The sequence below is a fragment of the Ralstonia sp. 24A2 genome (assembly GCF_051783885.1).
Taxonomy (GTDB): Bacteria; Pseudomonadota; Gammaproteobacteria; order Burkholderiales; family Burkholderiaceae; genus Ralstonia.
In genome coordinates this window covers 564,053-590,846 of the sequence record NZ_JBPVZD010000003.1, presented here as the reverse complement: position 1 = coordinate 590,846, position 26,794 = coordinate 564,053, and the positions used below count along the sequence as shown (strand labels likewise).

General features: G+C 64.9%; 22 protein-coding genes. 14 read left to right on the top strand and 8 right to left on the bottom strand.

Features of this window, described 5'->3' with window-relative positions; all coding sequences use genetic code 11:
• Nucleotides 1-32: 32 nt before the first annotated feature.
• From pcp to ACS13N_RS20105, 3 genes are all read right to left on the bottom strand, one after another.
• Nucleotides 33-680, bottom strand: a complete 648-nt coding sequence (pcp, locus tag ACS13N_RS20115) for a pyroglutamyl-peptidase I (protein ID WP_438933376.1) — start codon at nucleotides 678-680, stop codon at nucleotides 33-35.
• Nucleotides 681-759: 79 nt separating this feature from the next.
• Complete coding sequence (locus ACS13N_RS20110) at nucleotides 760-1,179, bottom strand: MarR family winged helix-turn-helix transcriptional regulator (protein ID WP_438933375.1); 420 nt, start codon at nucleotides 1,177-1,179, stop codon at nucleotides 760-762.
• 68 nt (nucleotides 1,180-1,247) lie between these two features.
• Nucleotides 1,248-2,855 (bottom strand): hypothetical protein, encoded by a 1,608-nt coding sequence (locus ACS13N_RS20105; RefSeq protein WP_438933374.1) that lies wholly within the window; start codon nucleotides 2,853-2,855, stop codon nucleotides 1,248-1,250.
• A 206-nt stretch (nucleotides 2,856-3,061) separates the two neighbouring features.
• On the opposite strand from ACS13N_RS20105, the gene blaOXA reads away from it, so the two are divergent.
• The gene (gene blaOXA, locus ACS13N_RS20100; protein WP_438933373.1) at nucleotides 3,062-3,877 is read left to right on the top strand and encodes an OXA-60 family carbapenem-hydrolyzing class D beta-lactamase; all 816 of its coding nucleotides are present in this window, start codon (nucleotides 3,062-3,064) and stop codon (nucleotides 3,875-3,877) included.
• A 208-nt stretch (nucleotides 3,878-4,085) separates the two neighbouring features.
• The gene (locus tag ACS13N_RS20095; protein WP_438933372.1) at nucleotides 4,086-4,541 is read left to right on the top strand and encodes a hypothetical protein; all 456 of its coding nucleotides are present in this window, start codon (nucleotides 4,086-4,088) and stop codon (nucleotides 4,539-4,541) included.
• Between the two features lie 43 nt (nucleotides 4,542-4,584).
• On the opposite strand, the gene ACS13N_RS20090 is transcribed toward ACS13N_RS20095, so the two are convergent.
• Nucleotides 4,585-6,198: a glucan biosynthesis protein gene (locus tag ACS13N_RS20090; RefSeq protein WP_438933371.1), complete on the bottom strand. Its 1,614-nt coding sequence runs from the start codon at nucleotides 6,196-6,198 to the stop codon at nucleotides 4,585-4,587.
• 73 nt (nucleotides 6,199-6,271) lie between these two features.
• Here ACS13N_RS20090 and ACS13N_RS20085 point away from each other — a divergent pair, with 73 nt between their 5' ends.
• The gene (locus ACS13N_RS20085; protein ID WP_438933370.1) at nucleotides 6,272-6,682 is read left to right on the top strand and encodes a hypothetical protein; all 411 of its coding nucleotides are present in this window, start codon (nucleotides 6,272-6,274) and stop codon (nucleotides 6,680-6,682) included.
• Nucleotides 6,683-6,799: 117 nt separating this feature from the next.
• Nucleotides 6,800-7,987, top strand: a complete 1,188-nt coding sequence (locus ACS13N_RS20080; RefSeq protein WP_438933369.1) for a serine hydrolase domain-containing protein — start codon at nucleotides 6,800-6,802, stop codon at nucleotides 7,985-7,987.
• A 12-nt stretch (nucleotides 7,988-7,999) separates the two neighbouring features.
• Here the strand turns inward: ACS13N_RS20080 and ACS13N_RS20075 are convergent, their stop codons facing one another.
• Together ACS13N_RS20075 and ACS13N_RS20070 are read right to left on the bottom strand one after the other, a co-directional pair.
• On the bottom strand, nucleotides 8,000-8,470 hold the full coding sequence (locus ACS13N_RS20075; protein ID WP_438933368.1) for a cyanophycin metabolism-associated DUF1854 family protein: 471 nt from the start codon (nucleotides 8,468-8,470) through the stop codon (nucleotides 8,000-8,002).
• Nucleotides 8,471-8,502: 32 nt separating this feature from the next.
• On the bottom strand, nucleotides 8,503-10,809 hold the full coding sequence (locus ACS13N_RS20070; protein WP_438933367.1) for a cyanophycin metabolism-associated ABC transporter: 2,307 nt from the start codon (nucleotides 10,807-10,809) through the stop codon (nucleotides 8,503-8,505).
• A 289-nt stretch (nucleotides 10,810-11,098) separates the two neighbouring features.
• Between ACS13N_RS20070 and cphA (ACS13N_RS20065) the strand changes: the two genes are divergently transcribed.
• Both cphA (ACS13N_RS20065) and cphA (ACS13N_RS20060) read left to right on the top strand, forming a co-directional pair.
• A complete protein-coding gene (gene cphA, locus ACS13N_RS20065; protein WP_438933366.1) occupies nucleotides 11,099-13,759 on the top strand; it encodes a cyanophycin synthetase in 2,661 nt (886 codons plus the stop codon).
• A 37-nt stretch (nucleotides 13,760-13,796) separates the two neighbouring features.
• Nucleotides 13,797-16,364, top strand: coding sequence for a cyanophycin synthetase (cphA, locus tag ACS13N_RS20060; RefSeq protein ID WP_438933365.1), 2,568 nt, complete (start codon nucleotides 13,797-13,799; stop codon nucleotides 16,362-16,364).
• A gap of 44 nt (nucleotides 16,365-16,408) precedes the next feature.
• On the opposite strand, the gene ACS13N_RS20055 is transcribed toward cphA (ACS13N_RS20060), so the two are convergent.
• Nucleotides 16,409-16,735 (bottom strand): EthD family reductase, encoded by a 327-nt coding sequence (locus tag ACS13N_RS20055; RefSeq protein WP_438933364.1) that lies wholly within the window; start codon nucleotides 16,733-16,735, stop codon nucleotides 16,409-16,411.
• Nucleotides 16,736-17,025: 290 nt separating this feature from the next.
• Between ACS13N_RS20055 and ACS13N_RS20050 the strand changes: the two genes are divergently transcribed.
• Nucleotides 17,026-17,607 (top strand): flavin reductase family protein, encoded by a 582-nt coding sequence (locus tag ACS13N_RS20050; protein WP_438933363.1) that lies wholly within the window; start codon nucleotides 17,026-17,028, stop codon nucleotides 17,605-17,607.
• The gene (locus tag ACS13N_RS20045; protein ID WP_438933362.1) at nucleotides 17,604-18,116 is read left to right on the top strand and encodes a GNAT family N-acetyltransferase; all 513 of its coding nucleotides are present in this window, start codon (nucleotides 17,604-17,606) and stop codon (nucleotides 18,114-18,116) included. Before ACS13N_RS20050 ends, ACS13N_RS20045 begins: the two co-directional genes overlap by 4 nt.
• Here the strand turns inward: ACS13N_RS20045 and ACS13N_RS20040 are convergent.
• Complete coding sequence (locus ACS13N_RS20040; RefSeq protein ID WP_438933361.1) at nucleotides 18,113-19,123, bottom strand: AraC family transcriptional regulator; 1,011 nt, start codon at nucleotides 19,121-19,123, stop codon at nucleotides 18,113-18,115. The genes ACS13N_RS20045 and ACS13N_RS20040 overlap by 4 nt on opposite strands.
• Nucleotides 19,124-19,309: 186 nt before the next feature.
• Between ACS13N_RS20040 and ACS13N_RS20035 the strand changes: the two genes are divergently transcribed.
• The 6 genes from ACS13N_RS20035 (at nucleotide 19,310) to ACS13N_RS20010 (ending at nucleotide 26,668) form a co-directional block, all read left to right on the top strand.
• Nucleotides 19,310-20,443: an acyl-CoA dehydrogenase gene (locus ACS13N_RS20035; RefSeq protein WP_438933360.1), complete on the top strand. Its 1,134-nt coding sequence runs from the start codon at nucleotides 19,310-19,312 to the stop codon at nucleotides 20,441-20,443.
• A gap of 73 nt (nucleotides 20,444-20,516) precedes the next feature.
• Nucleotides 20,517-22,211, top strand: coding sequence for an AMP-binding protein (locus tag ACS13N_RS20030; protein ID WP_438933359.1), 1,695 nt, complete (start codon nucleotides 20,517-20,519; stop codon nucleotides 22,209-22,211).
• A 51-nt stretch (nucleotides 22,212-22,262) separates the two neighbouring features.
• Nucleotides 22,263-23,810: a CoA-acylating methylmalonate-semialdehyde dehydrogenase gene (locus ACS13N_RS20025; RefSeq protein ID WP_438933358.1), complete on the top strand. Its 1,548-nt coding sequence runs from the start codon at nucleotides 22,263-22,265 to the stop codon at nucleotides 23,808-23,810.
• A 19-nt stretch (nucleotides 23,811-23,829) separates the two neighbouring features.
• Nucleotides 23,830-24,723, top strand: coding sequence for a 3-hydroxyisobutyrate dehydrogenase (gene mmsB, locus ACS13N_RS20020; protein WP_438933357.1), 894 nt, complete (start codon nucleotides 23,830-23,832; stop codon nucleotides 24,721-24,723).
• A complete protein-coding gene (locus ACS13N_RS20015) occupies nucleotides 24,723-25,520 on the top strand; it encodes an enoyl-CoA hydratase (protein WP_438933356.1) in 798 nt (265 codons plus the stop codon). The genes mmsB and ACS13N_RS20015 overlap by 1 nt, the downstream gene beginning before the upstream one ends.
• The gene (locus ACS13N_RS20010; protein ID WP_438933355.1) at nucleotides 25,517-26,668 is read left to right on the top strand and encodes an enoyl-CoA hydratase/isomerase family protein; all 1,152 of its coding nucleotides are present in this window, start codon (nucleotides 25,517-25,519) and stop codon (nucleotides 26,666-26,668) included. The genes ACS13N_RS20015 and ACS13N_RS20010 overlap by 4 nt, the downstream gene beginning before the upstream one ends.
• The last annotated feature ends 126 nt before the right edge of the window (nucleotides 26,669-26,794 follow it).

Genomic DNA, 26,794 nt, shown 5'->3' with positions numbered 1-26,794 from the left:
CTCGGATCGTAGCATCGGGCGTGGCGTCTGCCCTAGTGCACCGCACCACCACTGACCTTCAGATCGGCGCTGGTGGCGAGCGCAACGCGGATCGCCGTGCGTATCCCCTTGACCTGCGTCTCCAGCGACAGGCTTGGCCGGCCCGCATGCTGCGCTGCCAGCTCGGGCGTGGTCGGCACGTGGATGAAGCCACCGCGCACCTGCGGCGCGCGCGTGGCGATGTGATGCATCAGACCGTAGAACAGGTGGTTGCAGTTGTAGGTGCCGGCGCTTTGCGACACCGCTGCAGGCACACCCGCTTCGCGCAGCGCCTGCACGATCGCCTTGATCGGCAGCGTGGAGAAATACGCCGTCGGCCCGTCTGACACCACCGGCGTATCGACTGGCTGGTTACCCGCGTTGTCGGGAATGCGCGCATCGATGACGTTGATCGCTACGCGCTCCACCGAGATCTCTGCACGCCCGCTCGCCAGCCCGAGCGCGAACACCAGCGTGGGCGACGTCTCTTCAATTGCCGCCACCAACTGTTCATTGGCCACGCCGAACACGCATGGCAACTGCCGTGCCACGATGGTCGCGCCGTCGACTTGTGTGCCATCGAGCGCTTGCGCGATGTCCCACGACGGGTTGGTGGGGTCGGATTCAAACGGTTCGATGCCGGTGACGAGTACGGTGGTCATGCATGGGCTCCTTATAAACATCCGTAGGTATGCAACTATATTTCGGAAAAAAAGGCGGCAGGTGCCGCCTGGGTGTTTGCTACGTGTTCAGCGCGTTGCGCACTTCACGGATGGCCTCGACCGTGTCGTCAAACGCGCTGGGGCCCACGTGCTCGCGCAGACGCCGCGCCACCTTGGCGCTGGCCGCTTGCAACGCGGTTTCCATTGCACGCGCGGCATCGGTGGGGAACAGGTTCCATTCGCGGCCATCTTCTGCCGAGGGTTGGCGCTCCACCAGTCCTTTGGCGATCAAACCGTCGACAAGCCGGGTGCCGGTCGGCCGCGCAATGCCCAGCACCTCGGCCAATTCGCGGTTGAGCACACCGGGCCGCTTGAGCACCACGCGCAACACGAACCCCTGCGGTGGCGTCAGGCTGAATGGTGCGTACGCGGCAGTCCATTCACGCTCGACGGTACGTGCGAGGGCGGTGGTGTTGAAGTACAGGCAGTGATCGAACATGCGCGGCAGTCTAGCGACAGATCGTTAGGGATGCAACGAATATTTCCGTCGATCCATGATCGACAGATTCAGGGCGCAGCCTCGGTTGCTTGCGCGAGTTGCTTGAGCGCCTGTACGAAATAGGCGCGGTCGTGCGGGGCGAGGTCTTGCGTGGCTTCCGACAGCCGCTCCATCGCGGTGCGCGCGGTGGCATGCTCTCCATCTGCATTAGAAAACCATGCCAACTCCAGCAGCAGGCCGCTGACTTGCACGTGGCCGTAGCGATGGCGGCCGCTGTCGTGCTCGCGCAGGCGCAGTGCTGCCACGTCGGCCCAGCGTTGCGGCCAGTAGCGTGCATCGAAGGCTTCAGCAAACGGGCCGGCCTGTGCGCGGAGATCCGCCAGGGTGAGTGGGGCGCGTGGTGCATCGGCACGCGCAACGCGCATCAGGGCGATGGCATTCCACGCCGATTGCAGCGGCCCGCCGTTGCGCAGCGCTTGCCACTCGCTCATGGCCAGCCAGCGCACGGCATCGACGGTGCCGTCTGTTGGTGTCGCGTTTCCGGGTGTCGCCTTGCTGAGCGCATCCCGCAGCAGCCAGCACGTCATGCCGAGGTTGGCGGCCACCTGCTGCACGGCATCGGAGGCCTGGCTTTCCAGCGCGGCGGCCAGTGCGGTTTCGAACTGGGCGACGATGCGTTGCGCCGTTTGCACCCGCACTTCCGGCACAACGTCGGCTGCGTCGGCGTAGAGCAGTCGCGCCCGTTCAATCAGTGCGCTGAGGTTGTTCCACTCAAACCGGATCTGCGGGTGATAGCGCAGCAGGCTGCGGCCGGGTTCGGTATCAGCCATGCGTGCGAGCAGGCCGGCGGCGAGGTCAAGGTCGCGTCGGTCATACGCGCACCAGGCGGTGACGACACGCTCCATGGCGGCGAGGTAGTCATTGCCCAGCACGTGCCGCTGGCGACGGTGTGCCCGCAGTTGTGAGAGCAAGGCGCTGGCGCGCGTGGAGTCGCCCAGCCGGCGTGCGGCCATCGCCTCGCCCAGGGTGACGAGGGCGCGCTGGAAGTCGTTGTCGGCGGCATCCCCCGCGTGGCGCAGGGCGAGCAGTGCGCCGCCACGCTCGGCGTCGGATGCGCTGCCGGTGTGCGTGCCGGCGCCCAGCGCATGCAGCAGGCGCCCTTCGCGCATGGCATGGCGCGCCGTCAGGAAGGCGTGCCAGAACGCGGGGTTGGGTGTGCCGCAGGCTGGGCCGGATAGCGCGCTGGCGGCGACATCGGCAGCGTTGTCTGTGGCGCCTTCCGTTGCCGCAATGCCGAGAAAGGCGCGCACATCCGTGTCGTCGGCAATGCGCCCTTCAACCAGGCACACGACGCGCCCGGCGTCTTCAGGTGTAAGCCAGAAAGGGCCCTGGCTGCGTTTGTCGGCGTTGAGGAAGCGGGGCTCGCGGTCGCGCTGTTCGCCCCAGCCGGCTTGCACCCCCCAGTTCTGCCAATCGCGAAACGCGCGGCTGATCATCATGCGCTGCGTGCTGGCATCCGACACCGCACCGCGCAGATCCGCCAGTCGCACGAAGGGCTGTTCGGGCGAGAGGCGATGCGCATAGGCCAGCCGCACCAGCAGCCACAGGCTCTGGAACGGTGCGCGCCGGCCGTCGACGGTTTGCGGCGTGGTCAGTTCCAGGTGGAGGGCGGGCAAGTTCGGTGGCTGCATACGGAAACAGCGGCAGAGGCTGTGAGGCAAGACGAGAAACGTTGCCGTCATTGTGCGCCAAGCCGTTTGTTACAGGCGTTACGCGCGTGACGTGCAGCACGCCTTGCGCGCTGGAAAGGGTGCGCTGCGCTCCCTACGATGCGCAGCGCCGGTGCCTGCCGGTAGCCAACTGCAACGTTCAAGGAGTTCCTATGTTTTCTCGCTGGTCAAAGACCTTGGCGCTGGCCATCACGGCCGGAGCCTTCGTGATGGGCGCCACCCAAGCACGCGCCGAGCTGGTCGTGCGCGATGACCTCAAGCGCGTGTTCGACGAGGCTGGTGTTACCGGCACCTTCGTGCTGATGGACATCAGCGATGACCGCACCTACGTGGTCGACCCGGCGCGCGCGGCGCGGCGCATCCACCCGGCATCGACCTTCAAGATTCCCAACAGCCTGATCGCTCTCGATACGGGTGCCGTGCGTGACGATCACGAGGTGCTTCCATATGGCGGCAAGCCGCAGCCCTACAAGCAATGGGAGAAGGACATGGCATTGCCGGAGGCGATCCGCGTGTCCAACGTGCCGATCTACCAGGAGGTCGCTCGCCGTATCGGCCCCGCGCGCATGCAAGCCTATGTGGATGCCTTCGACTATGGCAACCGCCAGATCGGTAGCGAGATTGATCAGTTCTGGCTGCGTGGTCCGCTGGAAATTTCCGCGTTTGAGGAAGCGCGCTTCACCAGCCGTCTGGCGCTCAAGCAACTGCCGGTGAAGCCGCGTACGTGGGATCTGGTCCACCGCATGTTGCTGATCGAGAAACAGGGCGATGCTGCGTTGTATGCCAAGACGGGTGTCGCTGGCGGGTACCAGCCCGAAATTGGCTGGTGGGTCGGCTGGGTCGAGCGCGAAGGGAAGGTCTATGCGTTCGCCTTGAACATCGACATGCCGCTGGAGGCCGATATGGCCAAGCGTATCCCGTTGGGCAAGCGGCTGATGCAGGCACTGGCGGTTTGGCCGACACCGTAAAACATTAAAAATGCGGTATTTCCGATTCTTATATTCAATCGGGAATACCCGTGGTTAAGGATAAGAACTTGGTTGTGGGACGATTTTGTCTGTCAATAATTGTTGAATTAGACCGTTACAAAATGGTCATTAAGAACATGTCATGTCTGGTCGTCCGTAAACGACTGAACAGAGAGCGTCGCCCGAGGGTCGGGTATTGGGGGTTGTTATGCGCAAGTGCTATACGAGAGGGGCCGCCGCGTTGACGGTGGCGATTGCGGTGATTGGGGCGGCAGGAGCGCAGGCCGCCGATGGCCAGCGCGGCGGCACGATCCGTTTCACCGGAGCTGTCGTTGCAACCGGGTACAGCGTACAGGCAGGGCCGCGTGTTGCTGGCGGGGCCGATGGGCTGCAGGCGCGTACAGCTGCAACCGGCAATCAGGTGGTGGTGGACTTCAACACACCCGCAGTTAAGCCAGTGCCGGCCGAGGTGTCGGTGGTGGCGCGCAGCAAGTCGTCAAGCGTGTGGCAGCGCGTTGGCCAGGCTGTTGGTGAGGCCGTTGTGCGCGCTCGGTATGACGGTTTCAAGGCCAATGTGCTGACGGGCAACAGCGGCAAACTCACGCTCTCGCGCCCGCCCGGCGCAGAACCAGCCCTGGCCGTGGTGACGGTCGCATACAAATAAGGCGGGAATTCTCCCGCCTTTTTTTATTCGCCTGCGTCAGCGCTTACGACGCCACCGGTCCCACCGGAGATTGGAACGGGTGGTATTGATACAGCCACGTCTCCGACAGCGGCTTGCCATCCACGCGCAGGAACAAGCGCATGTCCACCGGCTCCTTGCCGTCGACCGTCAGATCGAACTGCGCACGCCAGTGGCCCGGCACGCCATTGGGCACGGCTTCGGTAAACACATACGAGAACGTGCCGCGTGAGCTGCTCAGCACCGCTTCGGGCTTCACGCCAAAGGGCAGTTTCTCCAGTGGGCCGCCCTTGAACTCCACCATGAACTTGCGCACGCCGTGCGGACGCGGCTGGCCCGGCTGACCACCATTGCCCATGCGCGTGGCCACACAGCGCGCCAGTTGCGTCGGATACGGTTCATCGGCCAGCCAGTGCAGGCGATAGCGCAGGCGGTACTGGCTGCCCGCGCGCGCCGGCGCTTTCGGCACCCACATGGCGACGATGTTGTCGTGGATCTCGTCGTCGGTCGGGATCTCGATGAGCTGCACGGCGCCTTCGCCCCAGCCTTCCAGCGGCTCGACCCACAGGCTCGGGCGGCGCTCGTAGTGCACGCCGTCCTGATAGTTGTTGAAATCGCGGTCGCGCTGCAGCAGGCCGAAGCCGCGCGGGTTGTTGTCGCCAAAGGCGGAAGCCATCGTGCGCGGCGGATCGTTCAGCGGGCGCCAGATGCGCTCGCCGTTGCCTGTCCACAGGGCCAGGCCGTCGGAGTCGTGCACCTCGGGGCGCCAGTCGGTGGCCGTGCCCTTGGCGGTTTCCGAGAACCAGTACATCGACGTGGCCGGCGCGATGCCGAAGCGGTCAATGTCCTTACGCAAAAAGATCGCCGTGTCGATGTCCATCACCACGCCCTTCGTGCGGTGCATGACGAAGCGGTAGGCGCCCGTGATGCTCGGGCCGTCGAGCAGCGTGTAGATCGTCACGGAATCGGCGCGATTGTCTGCCGGTGTGTCGAACCACACGTGCGTGAAGTTGGGAAACTCTTCCGGCTTGCCGGCCTGCGCCACATCCAGCGCAATGCCGCGTGCGGAGAGGCCGTACTGATACAGCTCGCCAATCGCACGGAAGTACGACGCGCCCAGGAAGGCGACCCAATCATTCTTTTTCCAATCGAGCTTCTTCTGATCGCCCAGGCGGCTTTCCTGGAAGCGGAAGCCAGCGAAGCCGCTGCCACGCGGCAGCTTGCGTGCGGGGCTGTCGGCGGGCATGTCGAAGTACGACTCGTCGTAGACGACCTCGCGCGCGGCGCCTTTCTCGACCACGTGCATGCGCACCGGCGCGCGGAAGAACGTGCCCAGGTGGAAGAACGTTACCGGAAACTGGCCGGGGCCGTCCGCAAACAGCGCGTGGGCGGTGTCGAACTTGATCTTGCCGTGGGCTTCGTAGTCGATCTTGGCGAGGATGTCGGCCGGTGCCGTGGCGGGCGGCGTGTACGGCTGGCCAGCCATCGCGCGGGCGCGCTCGATCAGCGCATCGAAAGAAAACGGCGCAGCATCGCCCAGTTTGACGCGGCTGGCGGCCAGTGCTTCCGGCGTGATGCCGAGCGCTGCCAGCGTGGCGGTAACGGAGGCTGAGGCAAGAAGGGTTCGACGTGTGACCATAGGTGCCTGTAACGTAACTTTGGAATCAGATTAATCCGACATGGTAACGCGGGCAGGGGTTCCGGACAGGGACTTGGCGTCGCACTTGGTGGGGTCGATTGATATGCGACTTATACTTCGCCCATTGTGTTTTCAGAACAAGAACAATATGCCGGTTGATTGGAAAGCCCGCCCCGCGCGCGGTCGTTTTGTCCTCGGCTGCATCGCCCTTGTCGTGATCGGGGCGGGCAGCAGCTATCTCGGTTATCAGGATGGTGAACAGCTGACGGCAGCGTGGTCGCGCCTGAGCGTCGGCACAGCCGTTGCGGCAATTGGCCTGCTCGGCTTTCTGCTGCTTGCTTTCGGCTCCGCTGCACGCCGTGAGCGCATGCTGTTTTCGAGCGTGGCGGTGCGTTCGCGCCGCATGCGCATCTCCGGCTGGGTGGCCTCGCTGGTGATCGGGGCGTTCATCTTTGCTTACGTCTACGCATCAACAGGCGTGTAACCGTCAGACCGCTTCCGCTGACATTCACACCGCTGGATCCACTGTTCGTCGCACGCCGCTTGGTTGAGGCCAAACGGTTGGTGATACTGCCTGCCACCGATCCAATGTGGGGGCTTCATGGCGCAACGACATTACAGTCTTGGCTGGTTAGCCCGCGCGGGTGTCGCGCTCGGCCTAGCCGTGTGCACGTATGCAGCGATCGCTGCGCCACAGTGCGATGCGCCAGCCCAGTTGAATGACGGCTGGCAGATTGACGCGAGCCCTACCGCTGCCGGCTTCGATGCTGATCGCCTCTGCCGCGTCCTACGTAACCTCGCAGACGGCGATATCAACTTCCACAGCTTGCTCGTCGTGCGCAACGGCCGTCTGGTGGCCGAGGTCTATCGGCCCGGCAAGGACGAGCGCATCAAAGACCTATTCCGCACCACGCGAACATTCGGTCCAACGACCGTGCACGACGTCCGGTCGATCAGCAAATCGGTGACGAGCCTGCTATGGGGGATTGCGCAGGTGCAAGGCAAGACGCCGTCGCTCGACACGCCCGCGTTGTCATTGTTTTCGGATCTGACCGACCTCAATGGGCAAGGGCGCGAGGTGATCACGCTGGCGCAGATGCTCTCGATGTCGAGCGGTCTGGCCTGGAACGAATGGAACGCGACCGGCCTCCTGGATAACGACGAGTTCGGCCTGATCTGGCGCGGCGCGCAGGCGCACTACGTATTCGACCGGCCAATGGCGGCGCCGGCTGGCACGCAGTTCAACTACAACGGCGGCAACACCGCAGTGCTGGCACAACTGCTGGTGGAGCGCGTGGGCATGTCGCTGCCCGAGTACGCACGCAAGCAACTCTTTGAACCGCTAGGTATCACCGATTGGGAGTGGGTCGACGATTTTCGCGGCCGCCCGATGGCGCACGCCGGCTTGCGGCTGCGGTCGCGCGATCTCGCCCGCATCGGGCAACTGGTGCTGCAGCACGGCCAATGGCAGGGTCGCCAGATCGTACCTGCCGAGTGGATTGCGGAATCGACGCGCCCACGCATCGACACCGGCATCGAGCCTGGGCTGCAGTACGGGTATCAATGGTGGCTCGGCAAGGTTGAGGCGGGTGGCGCGCAGCAGGACTGGGTCGGCGGCATCGGCAATGGCGGCCAGCGCCTGTGGATCATTCCCGCGCTCGGCATGGTGGTCGTCACCACGGCGGGCGACTACAACCAGCGCGCGATCTGGAAGCAGGCCGAGACATTGCTCAGCCAGGTGATGGCGACGGTGCAGCCTGCGTCGTCACCCGCGTCAGTCACTAGGTGACGGCCGTTCAGCTCAGAGGAAACGGTCGAGGATCTTGCGGCTGGGCTTGTCCAGCGCAAAGTGATCGCGGATCAGGTAGTGGATGCCGTGGCTGTCCGAGATCAGCAGCGTGCTGCCAGTCAGGCGGCGGATGTCTTCCTCGCCGCGCAGTACGAGGTCGGTTTGACCGCGATCGGTCTGCACGGTCCACGTGCTGGGCGTTGCGTAGGTCGATACGCCGATGATCTTGCGAATCTCGGGCATGAACTCGCGTGTGGCCAGTTCGTCTGCGATCAGCGTGCGCGTGGGTTCGGGCAGTGCATCCAGCCGCGTGATCCAGACCAGCTCGCGGCCATCGGTGCTCATCAGGCTGAAGCCGTCGCCCGCAGCGGAAATCGGAAACGCACGCACGGGCACTACGCCTTCATGCGAGGTGCCGTCGGCCAGGGTTATGACCAGCTTGCCGAGGTTGTTGCGGCTCAGGGTGAAATCGGGCGTCTGCATTGCCGTGCTATTCCAGAAACGTGATTGCGCGCTTACTGCGCGTACGCGGGCTCGGCAGCGTCCACACGCTCACCGTCGCTCGTCATGTCAGTGTCGGCATCGACATTGCGGGCCTGTGCCTGATAGAGCTTGTAGTACGCCCCTTCGCGCGCGAGCAGCTCGTCGTGGTTGCCCACTTCGACGATCTGGCCGCGGTCCATGACGACCAGGCGATCCGCCTTGCGTAGCGTCGACAAGCGGTGCGCGATGGCGATGGTCGTCCGGCCCTGCACGAGGTTGTCGAGCGCCTTCTGGATTTCCTTCTCGGTGGTCGTGTCCACGGACGACGTGGCCTCATCCATGATCAGGATGCGCGGGTTGATGAGCAGCGCGCGCGCAATCGAAATGCGCTGGCGCTCACCGCCCGACAGTGCCTGGCCACGTTCCCCCACCAGCGAGTCATAGCCATGCGGCAGGCGCAGGATGAACTCGTGCGCATGCGCGGCGCGCGCGGCGGCAACGATCTCCTCGCGCGTGGCGTCGGGCTTGCCGTAGGCGATGTTGTCGGCAATCGTGCCGAAGAACAGGAACGGCTCCTGCAGCACCAGACCGATGTTGCGGCGGAATTCCGAGACGGGCAGCGAGCGGATGTCGACGCCGTCCACGCGGATCGCGCCTTCCGACACATCGTAGAAGCGGCAGATCAGGTTCACCAGCGTGCTCTTGCCCGAGCCGCTATGCCCCACCAGGCCAATCATCTCGCCCGGCTGGATCGACAGGTTCAGGCCGCGGATCACCGCCCGGTTGCCGTAGCGGAAGCCCAGGTCGCGCAGTTCGATCGCGCCATCAACCTTGTCGAGGTGCATGGGCTTTGTCGGCTCCGGCACGCTCGACACGTGGTCGAGGATGTCGAAGATCCGCTTGGCGCCGGCCGCCGCCTTCTGCGTGACGGACACAATGCGGCTCATCGAGTCCAGGCGCGTGTAGAAGCGGCTGATATACGTCAGGAACGCTACGAGCACGCCCACGCTGATGGCGTCGTGGCTGATCTGCCAGATCCCGAAGATCCACACCACCAGCAGGCCCACCTCCGTCAGCATGGTCACGGTGGGGGTGAACAGCGACCAGACGGCGTTCACCCGGTCATTGATGGCCAGGTTGTGCTTGTTGGCCTCGGCAAAGCGCGTGACTTCGCGCTTTTCCTGGGCGAAGGCCTTGACTACGCGGATGCCCGGGATCGTGTCGGCCAGCACGTTGGTGATTTCCGACCAGATCCGGTCGATCTTCTCGAAACCGTGGCGCAGGCGGTCGCGCACCAGGTGGATCATCCACGCGATGAACGGCAGCGGCATCAGCGTGACGAGCGCCAGCCACGGGTCGATCGAGACCAGGATCACTGCTGTCATCGCGATCATCAGCACGTCGGTGGCGAAGTCGAGCAGGTGCAGCGACAGGAACACGCTGATCCGGTCGCTTTCGGAGCCGATCCGGGCCATCAGGTCGCCCGTGCGCTTGCCGCCGAAATACTCCAGCGACAGCTTGAGCAGGTGCTCGTACGTCGTGGTGCGCAAGTCGGCGCTGATGCGCTCGGACACGCGCGCCAGCAGGTAGGTGCGCGCCCAGCCCAGCGACCACGCCACCAGCGCCGCGCCAAAGAGGCCGGACAGGTAAAGCGTGACCAGGCCGTAGTCGATCGGGGTGCCGTTCTGGTACGGGATCAGCACCTTGTCCATCAAGGGCATCGTCAGGTACGGCGGGACCAGGGTGGCGCCGGTGCCGAGCAACAGCAGGGCGAAACCGGCCAGCAACTGCCACCGATACGGCCGGGCAAAGCGCCACAGGCGCAGCAGCGCCCAGGTGGAAGGCGGCTGTTCCAGCTCGCGGCTGCATTGCGGGCAGGTGTCTTCACCCGGCGGCAGCGGCGCCTTGCAGGTCGGGCAGACGTCTGCGTCGGCCGGGGCGGGCTCCGCGCCTGCGGTCAGGGCGTTGCGGCGCGCGTCGAACACGTCGGCGAGCCGCAAGGCGTCGGCGTTGTGGCCCAGCGTGTACCGCCAGCTCGCCAGGCGTTGCTGACCGTCGGCCAGCTCCAGTGTGCCCACGCCGGCGTGGTCGGTATGCGAAAGCGTCATGCCGGGCGCGATGTCCCAGCTTTGCAAGTCCTTTCCGCCGGGTGCCCGCCCGATCAGGCGGCGATGCGTAACAACCAGCCACCCTTGGGTAAAATGCAGCCTTGCGTCCAAATCGAGCTGCAGCCCAGCCAGGACGGTTTCCTCTGGAGCGAGGCTTGAGCCGAGCTCGACACTCCAGGGGTCCTGAGCGCGGGCAAGGTTGGGGGTGGATGTTGGGGAGGACTGGGTCATGAGCGGCGCAAAGAATTCAAAAAGCGCGTCCCAATGGCCCAAAAAACAGCCCAAAACGGGTAAAGGACGAACATAAATCGGAGCAATGGTGCGGCCATCGCGCGCGTTGAGCGCCCGGCGGCCCGCAAATTTTGCTCGCAAGTATACATAGGGGAGCGAGCCAGGAATTTGGTGCGGTGCACAACGCACTCCTGGCTCAAGCGGTCAACGCCGAAGCCGTTGTAACGTTATTGAAAGGTAACGCTTCATTTTCTCGGGCATTTCGCCCACTGCTTTCCAAGCTAATTCGATGAAGAAGAAGGACATTGAGATTCTCGATGTCATGTCGCTGCGCGGCCCGAATATGTGGACATATCGGCCAGTGCTGGAGGCATGGGTCGACATTGGTGAATTGGAAGATTTCCCTTCCAACACGATTCCGGGGTTCTATGAGCGCCTGTCGACGTGGCTGCCAACGCTGATCGAGCACCGCTGCAGCCCCGGCGTGCGCGGCGGCTTCCTGATGCGCCTGAAGGAAGGCACCTGGCCGGGTCACATCCTGGAACACGTCACACTTGAGCTGCAGAACCTGGCCGGCATGCCGGGCGGTTTCGGCAAAGCACGCGAGACCCCGATCCGCGGCGTCTACAAGGTGATCGTGCGTGCCTGGCACGAAGACGTGACCCGCGCAGCACTGTTTGCCGCGCGCGACTTGGTCATGGCCGCCATTGAAGACCGCCCGTTCGACGTGGACGCGGCAGTCGAAACGCTGCGCGATCTGGTGGACGACCACTGCCTCGGCCCCAGCACGGCTTGCATCGTGGATGCTGCTGACGACCGGGGCATTCCGTCCATTCGCCTGTCGGACGGCAACCTCGTGCAATTGGGCCACGGCGCACGCCAGCGCCGCATCTGGACGGCCGAGACGGACCGCACCAGCGCCATTGCCGAATCGATCTCGCGCGACAAGGACCTTACGAAAAGCTTATTGCAGTCGTGCGGCGTGCCGGTGCCGGAAGGCCGCATGGTCGACAGCGCCGAAGACGCCTGGGACGCCGCTGAAGACATTGGCGTGCCCGTGGTGGTCAAGCCGTACGACGGCAATCACGGCCGCGGCGTCTTCACAAACCTGATGACGCGCGAAGAGGTGGAAACCGCCTACGCCGTGGCCATCGAGGAAGGCAACGGCGTGATCGTCGAGCGCTTCGTCTCCGGCAACGAGCACCGCCTGCTGGTGGTGGGCGGCCGTGTGGCGGCAGCGGCCATGGGCGAGACCGCATCGATTGTCGGCGATGGCACCTCCACCATTGAGGAATTGATCGAATCGCAGATCAACGCCGACCCGCGCCGTGGCCCCACCGAAGAGCACCCGCTGAACCCCGTGCGCCTGGATTCCGCCGCGCGCCTGGAGCTCAAGCGCCAGGGTTATGCCGATGGCACCGCCGTGCCGCCTGCAGGCCGCACCGTGCTGATCCAGCGCAACGGCAACGTCGCCTTTGACGTGACCGACCGTGTGCACCCGAGCGTGGCGGCCCATGTGTCGCTGGCCGCGCGGGTAGTTGGTCTGGACATTGCCGGCGTGGATCTGGTGGCTGAAGACATCTCGCGCCCGCTGGACGAACAGCGCGGCGCCGTCGTCGAAGTGAACGCCGGGCCGGGTTTGCTGATGCATATCCGCCCCGCCCAAGGGGAACCGCGCCCGGTGGGCCGCGCGATTGTCGACCACCTGTTCGCCGACAAGAACGGCGTGCAGGACGACGGCCGCATTCCCATCGTCGGCATCACGGGCACCAACGGCAAGACCGTCGTGGCCAAGCTGGTGGCGCAGTTGCTGCAGCTTTCCGGCAAGCACACGGGGCTGGGTTGCAGCGATGGCCTGTACCTGGACCGCCGCCAGGTGGAAGCCGGTGCACGCGGCGACCGCGCCGCCTGGGACGCCTGCCACCGCATCCTGATGAACCGCGCGGTGGAAGCCGCCGTGTTCGAGAACGACAGCGGCATGATCCTGTCGCAAGGGCTGCCGTATGACCGCTGCCAGGTCGGCGTGGTCACCAACTTCGGCCAGCCCGATCACCTGGGCGATTTCTACGTCGAAGACGAAGACCGCATGTACAGCGTCCTGCGTACGCAGATTGACGTGGTGCTGAAAACCGGCGTGGGCGTGCTCAATGCCGCTGACGCACGCTTGGTCGAGATGGCCGAGTTGTGCGACGGCGAGGTGATCTTCTTCGCCCTCTCGGGTGATCTGCCGGCCATTGCCGCGCACCGTGCCGAGGGCAAGCGGGCGGTGTTCGTGCGCGACGGCAAGGTGGTGCTCGCCACCGGCCAGACCGAGGTGGCGTTGGCCGATGTGTCGGCCATTCCGCTGGCCTACGCAGGCCGGGTGCCGTTCCAGGTCGAGAACGTGCTGGCCGCTGTGGCCACCGGCTGGGCGCTGGGCATCTCGCATGAGCTGATCCGCGCCGGCATCGTTACGTTTGACGTTGGCCAGGTGGATGTGCCGGGCCGCTTCACGCTGTTCCAGCACAACGGCGCCACGATCGTGGTGGACGACGCGCACAACGCGTCGGCACTGCAAGCTCTGGCCGGCGCGCTGGACAACTTCCCGGCAGAACGCCGGACGCTGGTGTTTGGTGCTGGCCTGCAACGCCGCAATGAAGACCTCGTGGCACAGGGCACGGTTATCGGCCAAACATTCGACCGCGTGCTGCTGTGCGAAGACGCAAGCGTCAAGCGCGCTGACGCCCAATTCGAGCCCCAGGCGCGTGCGCTGCTCAAGCAAGGACTGCAGCAAGGCGGCCGCGTGGCCGAGGTCGTCGTCGACGGGGGCAAACGCCAGGATGCCGTGGAAGCGGCACTGTCGCAGCTCGCGCCTGGTGACCTGCTGGTCCTGCAATGCGACGAATGCGCGATTGATGCCACCGTCGAGCAGGTACACCAGTGGATGGGCCGCACGGAACACCGGGCCTGACCAAAAGCAGCCCACAGCACAACGGAAAGCCGACTGTATGGAAGTCTCTCGTATCCGGGCCTTGCGCGGCCCGAATCTCTGGTGTCGTCACACGGCCATCGAGGCCATCGTGGCCTGCTCGGACCAATCGCTCCTGTTGACCGAGCTGCCGGGCTTTGAAGACCGCCTGCGGGCACGCTTCCCGGCCATCGGCCCACTGCGGCCGGATGACGAAGCCGACGCGCCGTCGATGGCGCACGCGCTGGAAGCCGCTGCGCTGGGCCTGCAGGCCGCTGCGGGCTGCCCGGTTACCTTCAGCCACACCGAGCCGACGCTCGAACCCGGCACCTACCAAGTCGTTGTCGAATACAGCGAAGAGGAAGTCGGGCGACTGGCGTTCGAGCTGGCAGGCCAACTCTGTCTGGCGGCGCGTGATGACCAGCCGTTCGATCTGGACGACGCACTGCACCGCCTGCGCGACCTGGACGAAGACGTGCGCCTGGGCCCGAGCACCGGTTCCATCGTCTACGCCGCCGTGGCGCGCGGCATTCCGTATCGCCGCCTGACACAGGGCTCGATGGTGCAGTTTGGCTGGGGCAGCAAGCAGCGCCGCATTCAAGCTGCTGAGACCGACATGACCAGCGCAGTGGCCGAGTCCATCGCGCAGGACAAGGACCTGACCAAGACCCTGCTGCATGCGGCCGGTGTGCCGGTGCCGCTGGGCCGCTCGGTGCGCAGCGCCGAAGAAGCCTGGGAAGCCGCACAGGAAATCAACGGCCCGGTCGTGGTCAAGCCGCGCGACGGCAACCAGGGCAAGGGCGTGGCCGTGCGCATCCGCACGCGGGAAGAGGTGATGACCGCCTACGAAGTGGCGGCCGACATCTCGTCGGACGTGATCGTCGAGCGCTACATCCCCGGCCATGATTTCCGTCTGCTCGTGGTGGGCAAGCATCTGGTGGCCGCTGCGCGCCGCGACCCGCCGCAGGTCATCGGCGACGGCAAGCATACGGTGCGCGAGCTGGTCGATGAGGTGAACCGCGACCCGCGCCGTGGTGAAGGGCATGCCACGTCGCTCACGAAAATCCGCTTTGACGATATTGCACTGGCCACGCTCGCCAAGCAGGGCCTGAATGCCGACGCCGTGCCGCCGAAGGGCACGCGCGTGGTGCTGCGTAACAACGCCAACCTTTCTACAGGTGGTGCTGCGACCGACGTGACCGACGACGTCCATCCGGCCATCGCGGCACGCGCCGTGGCCGCCGCGCAGATGGTCGGGCTCGACATCTGTGGCGTGGACGCTGTGTGCGAAACGATGCTCAAGCCGTTTGAAGACCAGGCTGGTGGCATCGTTGAAGTCAACGCCGCGCCGGGCTTGCGCATGCACTTGCAGCCGTCGTACGGCAAGGGCCGTGCCGTGGGCGAGGCCATCGTCTCGACGATGTTTGCCGATGGCGATGACGGCCGCATCCCCGTGGTGGCGGTCTCCGGCACCAACGGCAAGACCACCACGGTACGCCTGATCACCCACCTGTTGGCCTCCAGCGGTCTGCGCATGGGCATGACCGGCACCGACGGCGTGTACATCCAAGGCCAGCGCATCGATACGGGCGACTGCAGTGGCCCGCGCAGCGCCCGCAACGTGCTGCTGCACCCCGACGTGGATGCCGCCGTGTTCGAAACCGCGCGCGGCGGCCTGCTGCGCGAAGGCCTGGCCTTCGACCGCTGCGATGTGGCCGTGGTGACCAACGTGGGCGAGGGCGACCACCTGGGCCTGAACTACATCAGCACCGTCGAAGACCTGGCCGTGCTCAAGAGCGTGATCGTGCAGAACGTGGCGCCCAACGGCATGGCCGTGCTCAACGCCGCTGACCCGATGGTCGCGCGCATGGCCGATGCCTGCCCCGGCTCGATCACGTTCTTTGCGCAGGACGTTGGCTTGCCGACCATGGCGCTGCATCGTGCCCAGGGCAAGCGTGTGGTGTTTGTCGAGGGGGCCGAGATCATAGCCACCGAAGGCGCCAGCGAAACGCGCATCGCGCTGGCCGACATTCCGCTCACGCGCAACGGCACGATCGGCTTCCAGGTCGAGAACGCAATGTCGTCGATTGCCGCTGCATGGGCGCTTGGCATCGACTGGGCGATCATCCGCCGCGGGCTGGCGACGTTTGTGAACGACGCCGCTACGGCGCCGGGGCGCTTCAACCTGTTCGACTACAAGGGCGCCACGCTCATTGCCGACTACGGCCACAACCCCGATGCCATCCAGGCGCTGTGCAACGCCGTGGCAACGATGCCGGCCACGCGCCGCTCGGTGGTGATCAGCGGGGCGGGTGACCGCCGTGACGAGGACATCCGCAAGCAGACGCAGATCCTCGGCGGGGTGTTCGACGATGTCCTGCTGTACGAAGACCAATGCCAGCGCGGCCGTGAAGACGGCGAAGTGCTGGCGCTGCTGCGTGAAGGGTTGCAGGGCGCTGAGCGCACCAGCCGCATCGACGAGATCCGCGGTGAGTTCCTGGCGATCGATACAGCGCTGGGGCGGTTACAGCCCGGTGATCTTTGCCTGATCTTGATTGATCAGGTGGAGGAGGCGCTGGAGCATATTGCCAAGCGCGTCGCTGAGTAAATCGGAACCCCGGTTGAGTGATCGCCGGGGTTTTGTTTTTGTGGTCAGACTTCCGAACGTTCCACGACCACCTCACTGATTTGCAGCACGGGTTGTATATCCGTGTAATTGGCGATGTCGGCCTTGATCTCCTGCGCGTGCGGGCCGCGGGCCGCCAGGAAAGCTTCGACAGACGTGCAGACGAAATCGCACTTGGCCACGTACACAGGGGCAGTGCCTGGAGCACCACCTGTGATGCCCTTGTCCACCGTGTAGTACAGACATGCCGCGCCGAGCAGCTGTTTCATCATGGGCATATGCCGCTCGCGGTAGTAGGCATGATCGAATCGCGCGCCTGCGGTGTACGGGTACATGACACTGACTTTGATCATCGGGTTCTCTCCTGTTGCTGCACGGTAATCAAGGCGCCGCTGCTTGCGAGGACGACATCGACGTCGCCGATACAGGGCGTGGCCAAGGCGTCTTCCAGAATCGGCGTACGCATTTTTTCAATTGTAAGCACCTGATGCCCCTGCCGTGCCAGTTGGATGGCGAGCCTGCCCCGGCAGGGGGCTGAAACAAGGGATGCATCAACACCAGAAAAACAAGACCAACACCGCCACCAGCGCATCCAACAACGTTGGCCTATGATGGCGCCTCCCGCAAGTCGCGCCTCACCACCATGTCCGATCCCATCACGCTAGCTCCGGTAGAGCTGGCGAAGTCCTACCGCCTCCTGAACCACGGCCCGACCACGCTGGTCAGCAGCGCCCACAACGGCGTGCGCAACGTCATGGCCGCCGCTTGGGCGATGCCACTCGATTTTGACCCGCCCAAGGTACTGGTCGTCGTCGACAGCCGCACACTCACGCGCGAGTTGATCGAAGCCTCCGGCGTGTTCGCACTCAACATCCCCACTCGCGCGATCGCCGAGACCACACTGACCGTCGGCACACTCTCTGGCCGCGACGGCGACAAGTTCGAAGCGCTCGGCCTCGCCACCATGCCCGCCCGCACCATCGACGTGCCGCTGGTGGCCGGCTGCGCGGCGTGGCTGGAATGCCGCGTCATTCCCGAGCCGCACAACGAGAAACGCTACGACCTCTTCATCGCAGAAGTGACCGCCGCCTGGGCAGACCCCGCGCTGTTCAGCAACGGCCGCTGGCATTTCACCGATGCCGGCAGCAAGACCGTGCACTATCTTGCAGGCGGTGCCTTCTTTGAAACGGGCGAGGCTTTCAACGTGGAGGCCAAGCAGCCATGACCGATATCGCCATCCGCCCGTTGATCGCTGACGATGCTGAAGCCTTCAAGGCGCTGCGTTTGAAGGCCATCCACGACGCACCGACCGCCATCTGGCCGACGCACGAGGAAGAGTCGGGGCGCACGCTGGAGGAAACGCGTAACCGCATTCGCACGACCGATCATCAAGTCGTGTTCGGCGCGTTTGCTGGGCCTGAACTGATCGGCATTGCGGGCCTGCGCCGCGAACCGCTTGCGCAAGTCGCGCACAAGGCCGTGCTGTGGGGCGTGTTTGTAGACCCGGCACACCGGCGGGGCGGGATTGCAGGTCGTCTGCTGGACGCCGCCATCGCGCATGCGCGCGCCGCTCGCGTGCTGCAGATCCAACTCTGCGTTAACGCCGAAAACCCACGTGCGCAACAGCTGTATCGCAACGCGGGTTTCGAAACCTTTGGCGTCGAGCGCCGCGCCATGCGTGTCGGTGATCGCTTCTACGACGAAGAGCACATGGCGTTGCGGCTCGACGCCTAGCTGATCGATCGATAGTCCGTCGGTCGCATGCCTGTCCACTTGCGGAAGGCTCGGTGAAATGCGCTCGGCTCTGCAAAGCCCACCGCCACCGCAATGTCGGTAATCGTCCGACGCGTGTCCTGCAATTGCCCGATGGCAATGTCGCGCCTCAAATCATCCTTGATCGACTGATACGTGTGGCCTTCCAGCTTGAGGCGCCGGCGCATAGTGGCCTCGGCCACGTTCAGCTTGAGCGCCATCGCGTCTGATGCAGGCCAACTGGCCACCGGCAGGTTGCGCAGCGTCTTGCGCACGCGTGCCGCGAAGGAATCCGGGTTGCGGTACTTGACGATGAAGCTGCCCGGCGCATCGCGCAGAAAGGTCTTGATGGACGCGGCGGTCTGGATGACCGGCAGGTCAAGAAAGGCGGGCGAGAGATCGACGTAGGACGCATCGTGCTTGAACGCCATGTCATCGCAGAACATCAGGCGATATTCCTGCACGTCTTGCGGCTCTGCGCAGCGGAAGCGGGCGGCAATGAGCGGAATGCGACGGCCCACCAGCCAGCAGACCAAGCCGTAGACCATGATGAACCACGTGGCGTAGGTGAACATGGGTGGCACGCGCGTACCCTTACGGTGCAGGAAGACCAGGCGCACGTGCTGCGCATCCTCTTCGATCTGCACGTGCAGATCATCCAGCACGAGCCGCAGGAAGCCGGTCGCGCGCTGTAGCGCCTGCCGGCCGGTGCGCGCGGTAAGCGCCGCCTGCGTCATCGCCACGAAGCTGCCCCAGCGCATGGGGTGCGCATCCTGCCCGAAGAACTCGTCGTCCATGGCCTGTGCAATGCCGGCCCACAGCGTGCCGTACTGCGTGGACGACACGCGGCTGCGCGGCGAGGTGAGCATCTGCTGCGTAATACCTGCCGCCGCCATGATCGGCTGCATATCGACACCGTGCGCGCGTGCGCGTGTCACGGCCTCATTGACGAGGCTGACTGAGACGGTCCCTTTTTCGTTGTTCTTCATCGTCGTAGCGAACGTTGCGGCAGCGCGGTATGGCAAATCCGCTCACGCAAGTTGAGCGTGACGGGCATCGAAGCCCGCGCGCCGCGTGCCTACACTTTTTCCCCATCGAGTACACGCGCCGCGGGCTGCACAGTGTAAGGCGCCCAAGCACGCAGCGTCACGCGGTCGGCAAGCAGAGAGCAAGTGATGGACGATTTCTATACGGAAGAGCAGCGGATGATCCACGACGCTGCGCGTGACTTTGCCACCGAGCGCCTCGCGCCCAACGCGGCGCAATGGGACCGTGATGGTGCACTGCCAGATGACGTAGTGCGCGAGATGGGCGATCTGGGGCTGTTGGGCATGATCGTGCCGCCAGAGTGGGGCGGCGCCTACACCGACTACGTGGCCTATGCGCTCGCGCTGGAAGAAGTGGCCGCCGGCTGCGCCGCCTGCGCCACGATGATGAGCGTGCACAACTCGGTCGGCTGCGGCCCGATCCTCAAGTTTGGCACCGAGGCACAGAAGGCGCGCTATCTGCCGGACCTGGCCACCGGCCGCGCGATTGGCGCGTTTTGCCTGACCGAGCCGCACGCCGGTTCCGAAGCCAACAACCTGCGCACACGCGCCGTGCTTCGCGACGGCAAGTGGGTGCTCAACGGCAACAAGCAGTTCGTCACCAACGGCGCGCGGGCCGACATCGCCATCGTGTTTGCCGTGACCGACCCCGAAGCGGGCAAGCGCGGTATCTCCGCCTTTATCGTGCCGACGGACACGCCGGGCTTTCATGTCGGGCGGCCGGAGCACAAGCTCGGTATTCGCGCGTCGGACACCTGCCCGATCACGCTGGAAGACTGCGCCGTGCCGGAAGAGAACCTGCTGGGCGAACGCGGCGAGGGCTTGAAGATCGCACTATCCAACCTGGAAGGCGGGCGCATCGGCATTGCCGCGCAGGCCGTGGGCATTGCGCGCGCCGCGTTCGATGCCGCACGCCACTACGCGAATGAGCGCATCCAGTTCGGCAAGGCGCTGCGCGAGCACCAGACCATCGCCAACATGCTGGCCGACATGGCCACGCGCCTGAACGCAGCACGTTTGTTGGTTCACCACGCCGCGCGTCTGCGCAGTGCCGACAAGCCCTGCCTATCCGAAGCCTCGCAGGCCAAGCTCTATGCGTCTGAACTGGCCGAGGAGATCTGCTCCAACGCCATCCAGATCCACGGCGGCTATGGCTACCTGGCCGACTACGCCGTCGAGCGCCACTACCGCGACGCGCGCATCACCCAGATATACGAAGGCACCAGCGAAGTCCAGCGGATGGTGATTGCGCGGCACGTGTAGTACGCCCTGCGCCGCATCGACCGAGTAAGAAACAGCGATGAAAGAGCGCAGACGCGCCGACCAGGAGACGACGATGAGCGAAGTGGCATTTGCAGCAAAGGGTTTTGTGGAGGCGCGCGATTTCCTGCTGCGCCATCGCACCGACTACGACCACGCGTACCGCGAGTTTGCATGGCCGAAGCTGGACACGTTCAACTGGGCGCTCGATTACTTCGATGTGATGGCGCGTGGCAACGACAAGCCGGCGCTGTGGATCGTCGATGACCTGCAAGGCGAAGGGTTGAAGCTCTCGTTCGCGCAGATGTCCGAGCGTTCGTCGCGCATGGCGAACTTCCTGCGCGGGCTAGGCATCGTGCGCGGCGACCGTCTGCTGCTGATGCTGCCTAACCGCGTGGAACTGTGGGACGTGATGCTGGCCGCGATGAAGCTGGGCGCGATCGTGCTGCCGGCCACCACGCAGCTTTCGCCCGACGACGTGCGCGACCGCGTGGAACTTGGCGGCGCGAATTGCGTGGTCGTTGATGCAGCAGAGCTGCACAAGTTCGATGCCGTGGATGCTGGCGTCAAGCGCATCGCCGTGGGGGCGCAGCGTGAGGGCTGGGTCGATCTGGCCGGTGCCTACAGTGCACCTGCCGATTTCGTTCCCGATGGTCTCACGAAGGCCACCGATCCACTGCTGCTGTACTTCACCTCGGGTACCACGTCCAAGCCCAAGCTGGTCGAGCATACGCACCAGAGCTACCCCGTCGGCCACCTGTCGACCATGTACTGGATCGGCCTGCAGCCGGGCGACATCCACTGGAACATCAGCTCGCCGGGCTGGGCCAAGCACGCGTGGAGCTGCTTCTTTGCGCCGTGGAATGCGCAGGCCTGTGTGTTCGTCTACAACTACGCGCGCTTCGTGCCGAAGGACACACTGGACGTTCTGGTGCGCTGTGGCGTGACCACGCTATGCGCGCCGCCCACCGTCTGGCGCATGCTGGTGCAGGAGCCGCTGGCGTCGTACCCGGTCAAGCTGCGAGAGATCGTTGGTGCAGGCGAGCCGTTGAACCCCGAGATCATCGAGCGCGTGCGCAGCGCGTGGGGCGTGACCATTCGCGATGGCTTTGGCCAGACCGAGACCACTTGCCAGATTGGCAACACGCCAGGCCAGCCGGTGGTGCCGGGCTCGGTGGGTCGCCCGCTGCCGGGCTACCGCGTGGAACTGGTCGACCACGATGACCAGCCCGCCAGCGAAGGCGAGATCGTATTGCCGCTTTCGCACCGCCCGCTGGGCCTGATGCAGGGCTACGCCAACAACGCCAAGGCCACCGCCGAAGCCATGCGCAACGGCTACTACCACACCTCCGACGTGGCCATGCGCCGCGACGACGGCTATTTCGTCTACGTGGGCCGCACGGATGACGTGTTCAAGTCATCCGACTACCGCCTGAGTCCCTTCGAGCTGGAGAGTGTGCTGATCGAACACGAGGCCATTGCCGAAGCTGCCGTGGTGCCGAGTTCCGACCCACTGCGTTTGTCCGTGCCCAAGGCGTTCGTGACAGTACGCCAGGGCTACGAAGCTGGCCCCGAACTCGCACGCGCCGTGTTCCTCTTCTCGCGCGAAAAGCTCGCACCGTACAAGCGCATCCGCCGCCTGCAGTTCAGCGAGCTGCCCAAGACCATCTCCGGAAAGATCCGCCGCGTTGAGCTGCGCCGGCTTGAACTGGAGCGCACGCCCCAGCCCGATCGCTTGCCCGGCGAGTACTGGGAAGAAGACTTCGCCTGATCCAATTGATCCCCACTGAACCCCGCCATCGATTTGCTTAGGAGACCCCCAATGAGCGCCGTTGCCTCTCTCGCTTCCGCCAAGCCTGCCGCCAATCAGGACACCCCGCCCACCGTCAAGCTGCTGATCGGCGGTGAGTTTGTCGAGTCCAAGTCGAAGGAGTGGCGCGACATCGTGAACCCTGCCACGCAAGAAGTGCTGGCGCGCGTGCCGTTTGCTACGGCAGCCGAGGTGGATGCGGCCATCCAATCCGCACACGCGGCCTTCGCCACGTGGAAAAACACGCCAGTGGGCGCACGCATGCGCATCATGCTCAAGTTCCAGGCGCTGATTCGCGAGCACATGCCGCGCATTGCCCGCACGCTCACGGCGGAGCAGGGCAAGACGCTGCCCGATGCCGAGGGCGACATCTTCCGCGGGTTGGAGGTGGTGGAGCACGCGTGCTCGATCGGCTCGCTGCAGCAGGGCGAGTTTCTGGAGAACGTGGCCGGCGCGGTGGACACCTACACGCTGCGCCAGCCGATTGGCGTATGCGCCGGCATCACGCCGTTCAACTTCCCGGCCATGATCCCGCTGTGGATGTTCCCGATGGCCATCGTGTGCGGCAACACGTTCGTGCTCAAGCCGTCGGAGCAGGACCCGCTGTCGACCATGCTGCTGGTGGAACTGGCGCTGGACGCCGGTATCCCGCCGGGTGTGCTGAACGTCGTGCACGGCGGCAAGGATGTGGTCGATGCGCTCTGCACGCACGAGCACATCAAGGCGATTTCGTTTGTGGGTTCCACCGCAGTCGGCACGCACGTGTACCGACTGGGCAGCGAACACGGCAAGCGTGTGCAATCGATGATGGGTGCGAAGAACCACGCCGTGGTGCTGCCCGATGCCAACCGCGAGCAGACGCTCAATGCGCTGGCCGGTGCGGCCTTTGGCGCGGCGGGGCAGCGCTGCATGGCGACGTCTGTCGTGGTGCTGGTGGGCGCGGCCCAGCAGTGGGTGCCCGAGCTTGTGGAGAAGGCCAAGACACTCAAGGTGAACGCTGGCGTGGAACCGGGCACGGACGTCGGCCCCGTCGTCTCTCGCGCCGCCAAGCAACGCATTCTTGGTCTGATCGAATCGGGTGTACAGCAAGGTGCCACGCTCGCACTGGACGGCCGCAACGTGCAGGTGAAGGGCTATGAAGAAGGCAACTTCGTCGGCCCAACCATCTTCACCGATGTGACGACTGACATGGACATCTACACCAACGAGATCTTCGGGCCGGTGATGGTTGTGCTGACGGCACCGACGCTGGATGACGCCATTGCGCTGGTCAATGCCAACCCGTTTGGCAACGGCGTGGGCCTGTTCACGCAGAGCGGCGCGTCGGCACGCAAGTTCCAGAGCGAGATCGATGTCGGCCAAGTCGGCATCAACATCCCGATTCCGGTACCGGTGCCGTACTTCAGCTTTACGGGTTCGCGTGGCTCCAAGCTGGGCGATCTGGGCCCGTACGGCAAGCAGGTCGTGCAGTTCTATACGCAGACGAAGACCGTTACCGCCCGCTGGTTTGACGATGCGGTGGATGCCGGCGGCGTGAACACCACCATCAGCCTGCGCTGAGCGGCCAAGGAGCGTTGTCATGAAGATCGCATTCATCGGCCTGGGCAACATGGGCGCCCCGATGGCGCGCAACCTGCTCAAGGCGGGCCACGCGCTCAGCGTGTTCGACCTGAACACGCAGGCAGTGGGGGCGCTGGTGGAAGCCGGCGCCGTGGCCGCCGCTTCGCCCAAGGAAGCGGTGACGGGCGCAGAGACCGTCATCACCATGCTGCCCGCCGCCGCGCACGTACGCAGCGTGCTGACGGTGGAGGATGGCGTGCTGGCTGGCATTGCCAAGGGCGTGCCCATTATCGATTCGAGCACCATCGACCCCGCGAGCGTGAAGACGTTTGCAGCGCTGGCGGCCGAGCATGGCAACACCTTCGTCGACGCACCGGTCTCCGGTGGCACAGGCGGCGCGGCAGCCGGCACGCTCACCTTCATGGTGGGCGGCAGCGCAGCGGCATTCGAACAGGTCCGCACGGTGTTGTCCGCCATGGGCAAGAACCTCGTGCATTGCGGTGATACGGGTGCTGGCCAGGGAGCGAAGATCTGCAACAACCTCGTGCTCGGCATCACCATGGCGGGCGTGGCCGAGGCCATGTCGCTGGGCGAGGCGCTGGGCATCGACCCGAAGGTGCTGGGCGGCATCATCAACACGTCCACCGGCCGCTGCTGGAGTTCGGACACGTATAACCCGTTCCCCGGCGTGATCGAGACCGCGCCGTCGTCGCGGGGCTACACCGGCGGCTTCGGCACCGACCTGATGCTCAAGGATCTGGGCCTGGCGGGTGATGCGGCCAAGTCCGTTCGTCAGCCGGTCTATCTGGGCGCGCTGGCACAACAGCTCTACCAGACCGTGAGCGCAAAGGGCGACGGCAAGCTCGACTTCTCCGCCGTCATCAAGCTCTATCGCAAGGACGGAGACGCGTGATGATCGAACTCGACTTCCTCCACGACAACACGGTCGCGCTGCTGACGCTCAAGCGCCCGCCCGCCAACGCGTTTACGCCGGAAGGTTTGCTGCAACTGCAGTCCACCGTGGAGCGCCTGAACGCGGATGCCCGCGTGCGCGCCATCGTCATCACCGGCGACGGCCCGAAGTTCTTCAGCGCCGGCGCTGATCTCAACACCTTTGCCGATGGCGACCGCGATGTGGCACGCGAGGCCGCTGCACGTTTCGGCGCTGCATTTGAGGCGTTGCAGAATGCGCGCCCGGTGGTGATTGCCGCCATCAACGGCTTTGCAATGGGCGGCGGGCTGGAGTGCGCACTGGCCTGCGATATCCGCATCGCCGAGGCCCACGCCAAACTGGCTGTGCCCGAAACCGCCGTCGGCCTGCTGTGCTGCGGTTGCGGCACGCAGACGCTGCCGTGGCTCGTGGGTGAAGGCTGGGCCAAACGCATGATCCTGACCGGCGAGCGCGTTGATGCGCAGACCGCCCTGCGTATCGGCTTGGTGGAAGAGGTCGTGGAGACTGGTGCCGCACGCGAGGCCGCCATCGCCATGGCGCTGCGGGTGACGACGCTCAGCCCGCAGGCCGTGACCTTCAGCAAGCAGTTGATCCACCAAGCGCGCAACGGCGTGCCGCGCAGCGCGGCGCTGGCTGTGGAGCGCGAGCGCTTTGTCGACCTGTTCGATCACCCCGACCAGCGCGAAGGCGTGAACGCCTTCCTTGAGAAACGCGCGCCGCGCTGGCACAGCACACACGAATCGGAGACGCTGCAATGAGTGCCGTCCAGATGCAGGTGCAGCCCGATACGGCCGTCACCGAACCCGAAGTGCTGATGCGCGTGGTGAACCGCGTCGCGATCATCACGCTCAATCGGCCGTCTGCGTTGAACGCGCTGTCGCACGGCATGGTGAGGCAACTGGCGGTGCTGCTAGAGCAATGCCGCCATGACGATGGCATCGTCGCACTCGTGCTGCGCGGTGCGGGCCAGAAGGGCTTCTGCGCTGGAGGTGATGTACGCTCGCTCTACCAGCTTGCTAAGCAGGGCCGCCGGGACGGCGATGACGGCTGGCTGCAATTCTTCATCGACGAATACCGGCTCGACTACGCGCTGCACCAGTTCCCGAAGCCCGTCGTCGCGCTGATGGATGGCATCACCATGGGCGGCGGCATGGGCCTTGGGCAGGCTGCGCGCCTGCGCGTGGTGACCGAACGCACGAAGATGGCCATGCCCGAGACGCGCATCGGTTTCTTGCCTGATGTTGGGGCGACGCGTTTCCTGAGCGTGATGTCGCCCGAGCTGGAGCTGTATGTCGGGCTGACGGGTGTGACGCTCACGGGTGCCGACGCGCTGCACTGCCATCTGGCGGACCTGTGCGTACCGGCGGAATGGCTGGCTACGTTTGAAGACCGCCTGCAGCGCATGCCGCACGACGGTGATCTGTTGCAGGCCCTGCGCCGCGTGTTCGAGCCGCCGTGCAACATCGTTCCGCACGCGCCGCTGGCGCAGGCCATGCCGTGGGTGCTGCGCTATTTCGATCGGCGTTCAACGGTCGATCGCATCGTTGCCACGCTGCGTGAGAGCCTGGAGCGCGAAGCTGCACGCGAACCACGCCAATGGTTACAGGCCACGCTGGACGCAATGACCACGCATTCGCCGACCATGCTGCATGTCACGCGCGAGGCGTTGCTGCGTGGGCGGCAACTGTCGCTGGCCGAATGCTTCCAGATGGAGCTGGGCATCGTGGCGCGTGGGATTGAAGACGGAGATTTCTGCGAAGGCGTGCGCGCACATCTGGTCGACAAGGACCATCGCCCGGGTTGGGCGCCGTCTACGCTGGCGGCCGTGCGGCCGGAGCGGGTGCAGCATTTCCTGTCGTCGCCGTGGCGGGCGAGTGAGCATCCGTTGGCAGGGCTTGGAAATTAAATGACCAGAAAAGTGATGGAGATGCCGCAAATGCGGTCTGATGTGCACGCAAAGCCTTTGCCGGCGCCCCATAAGCCGATTTCGTGACAAATTTTTGTCATAACTTGCGTGTAACTTACGCAGGCG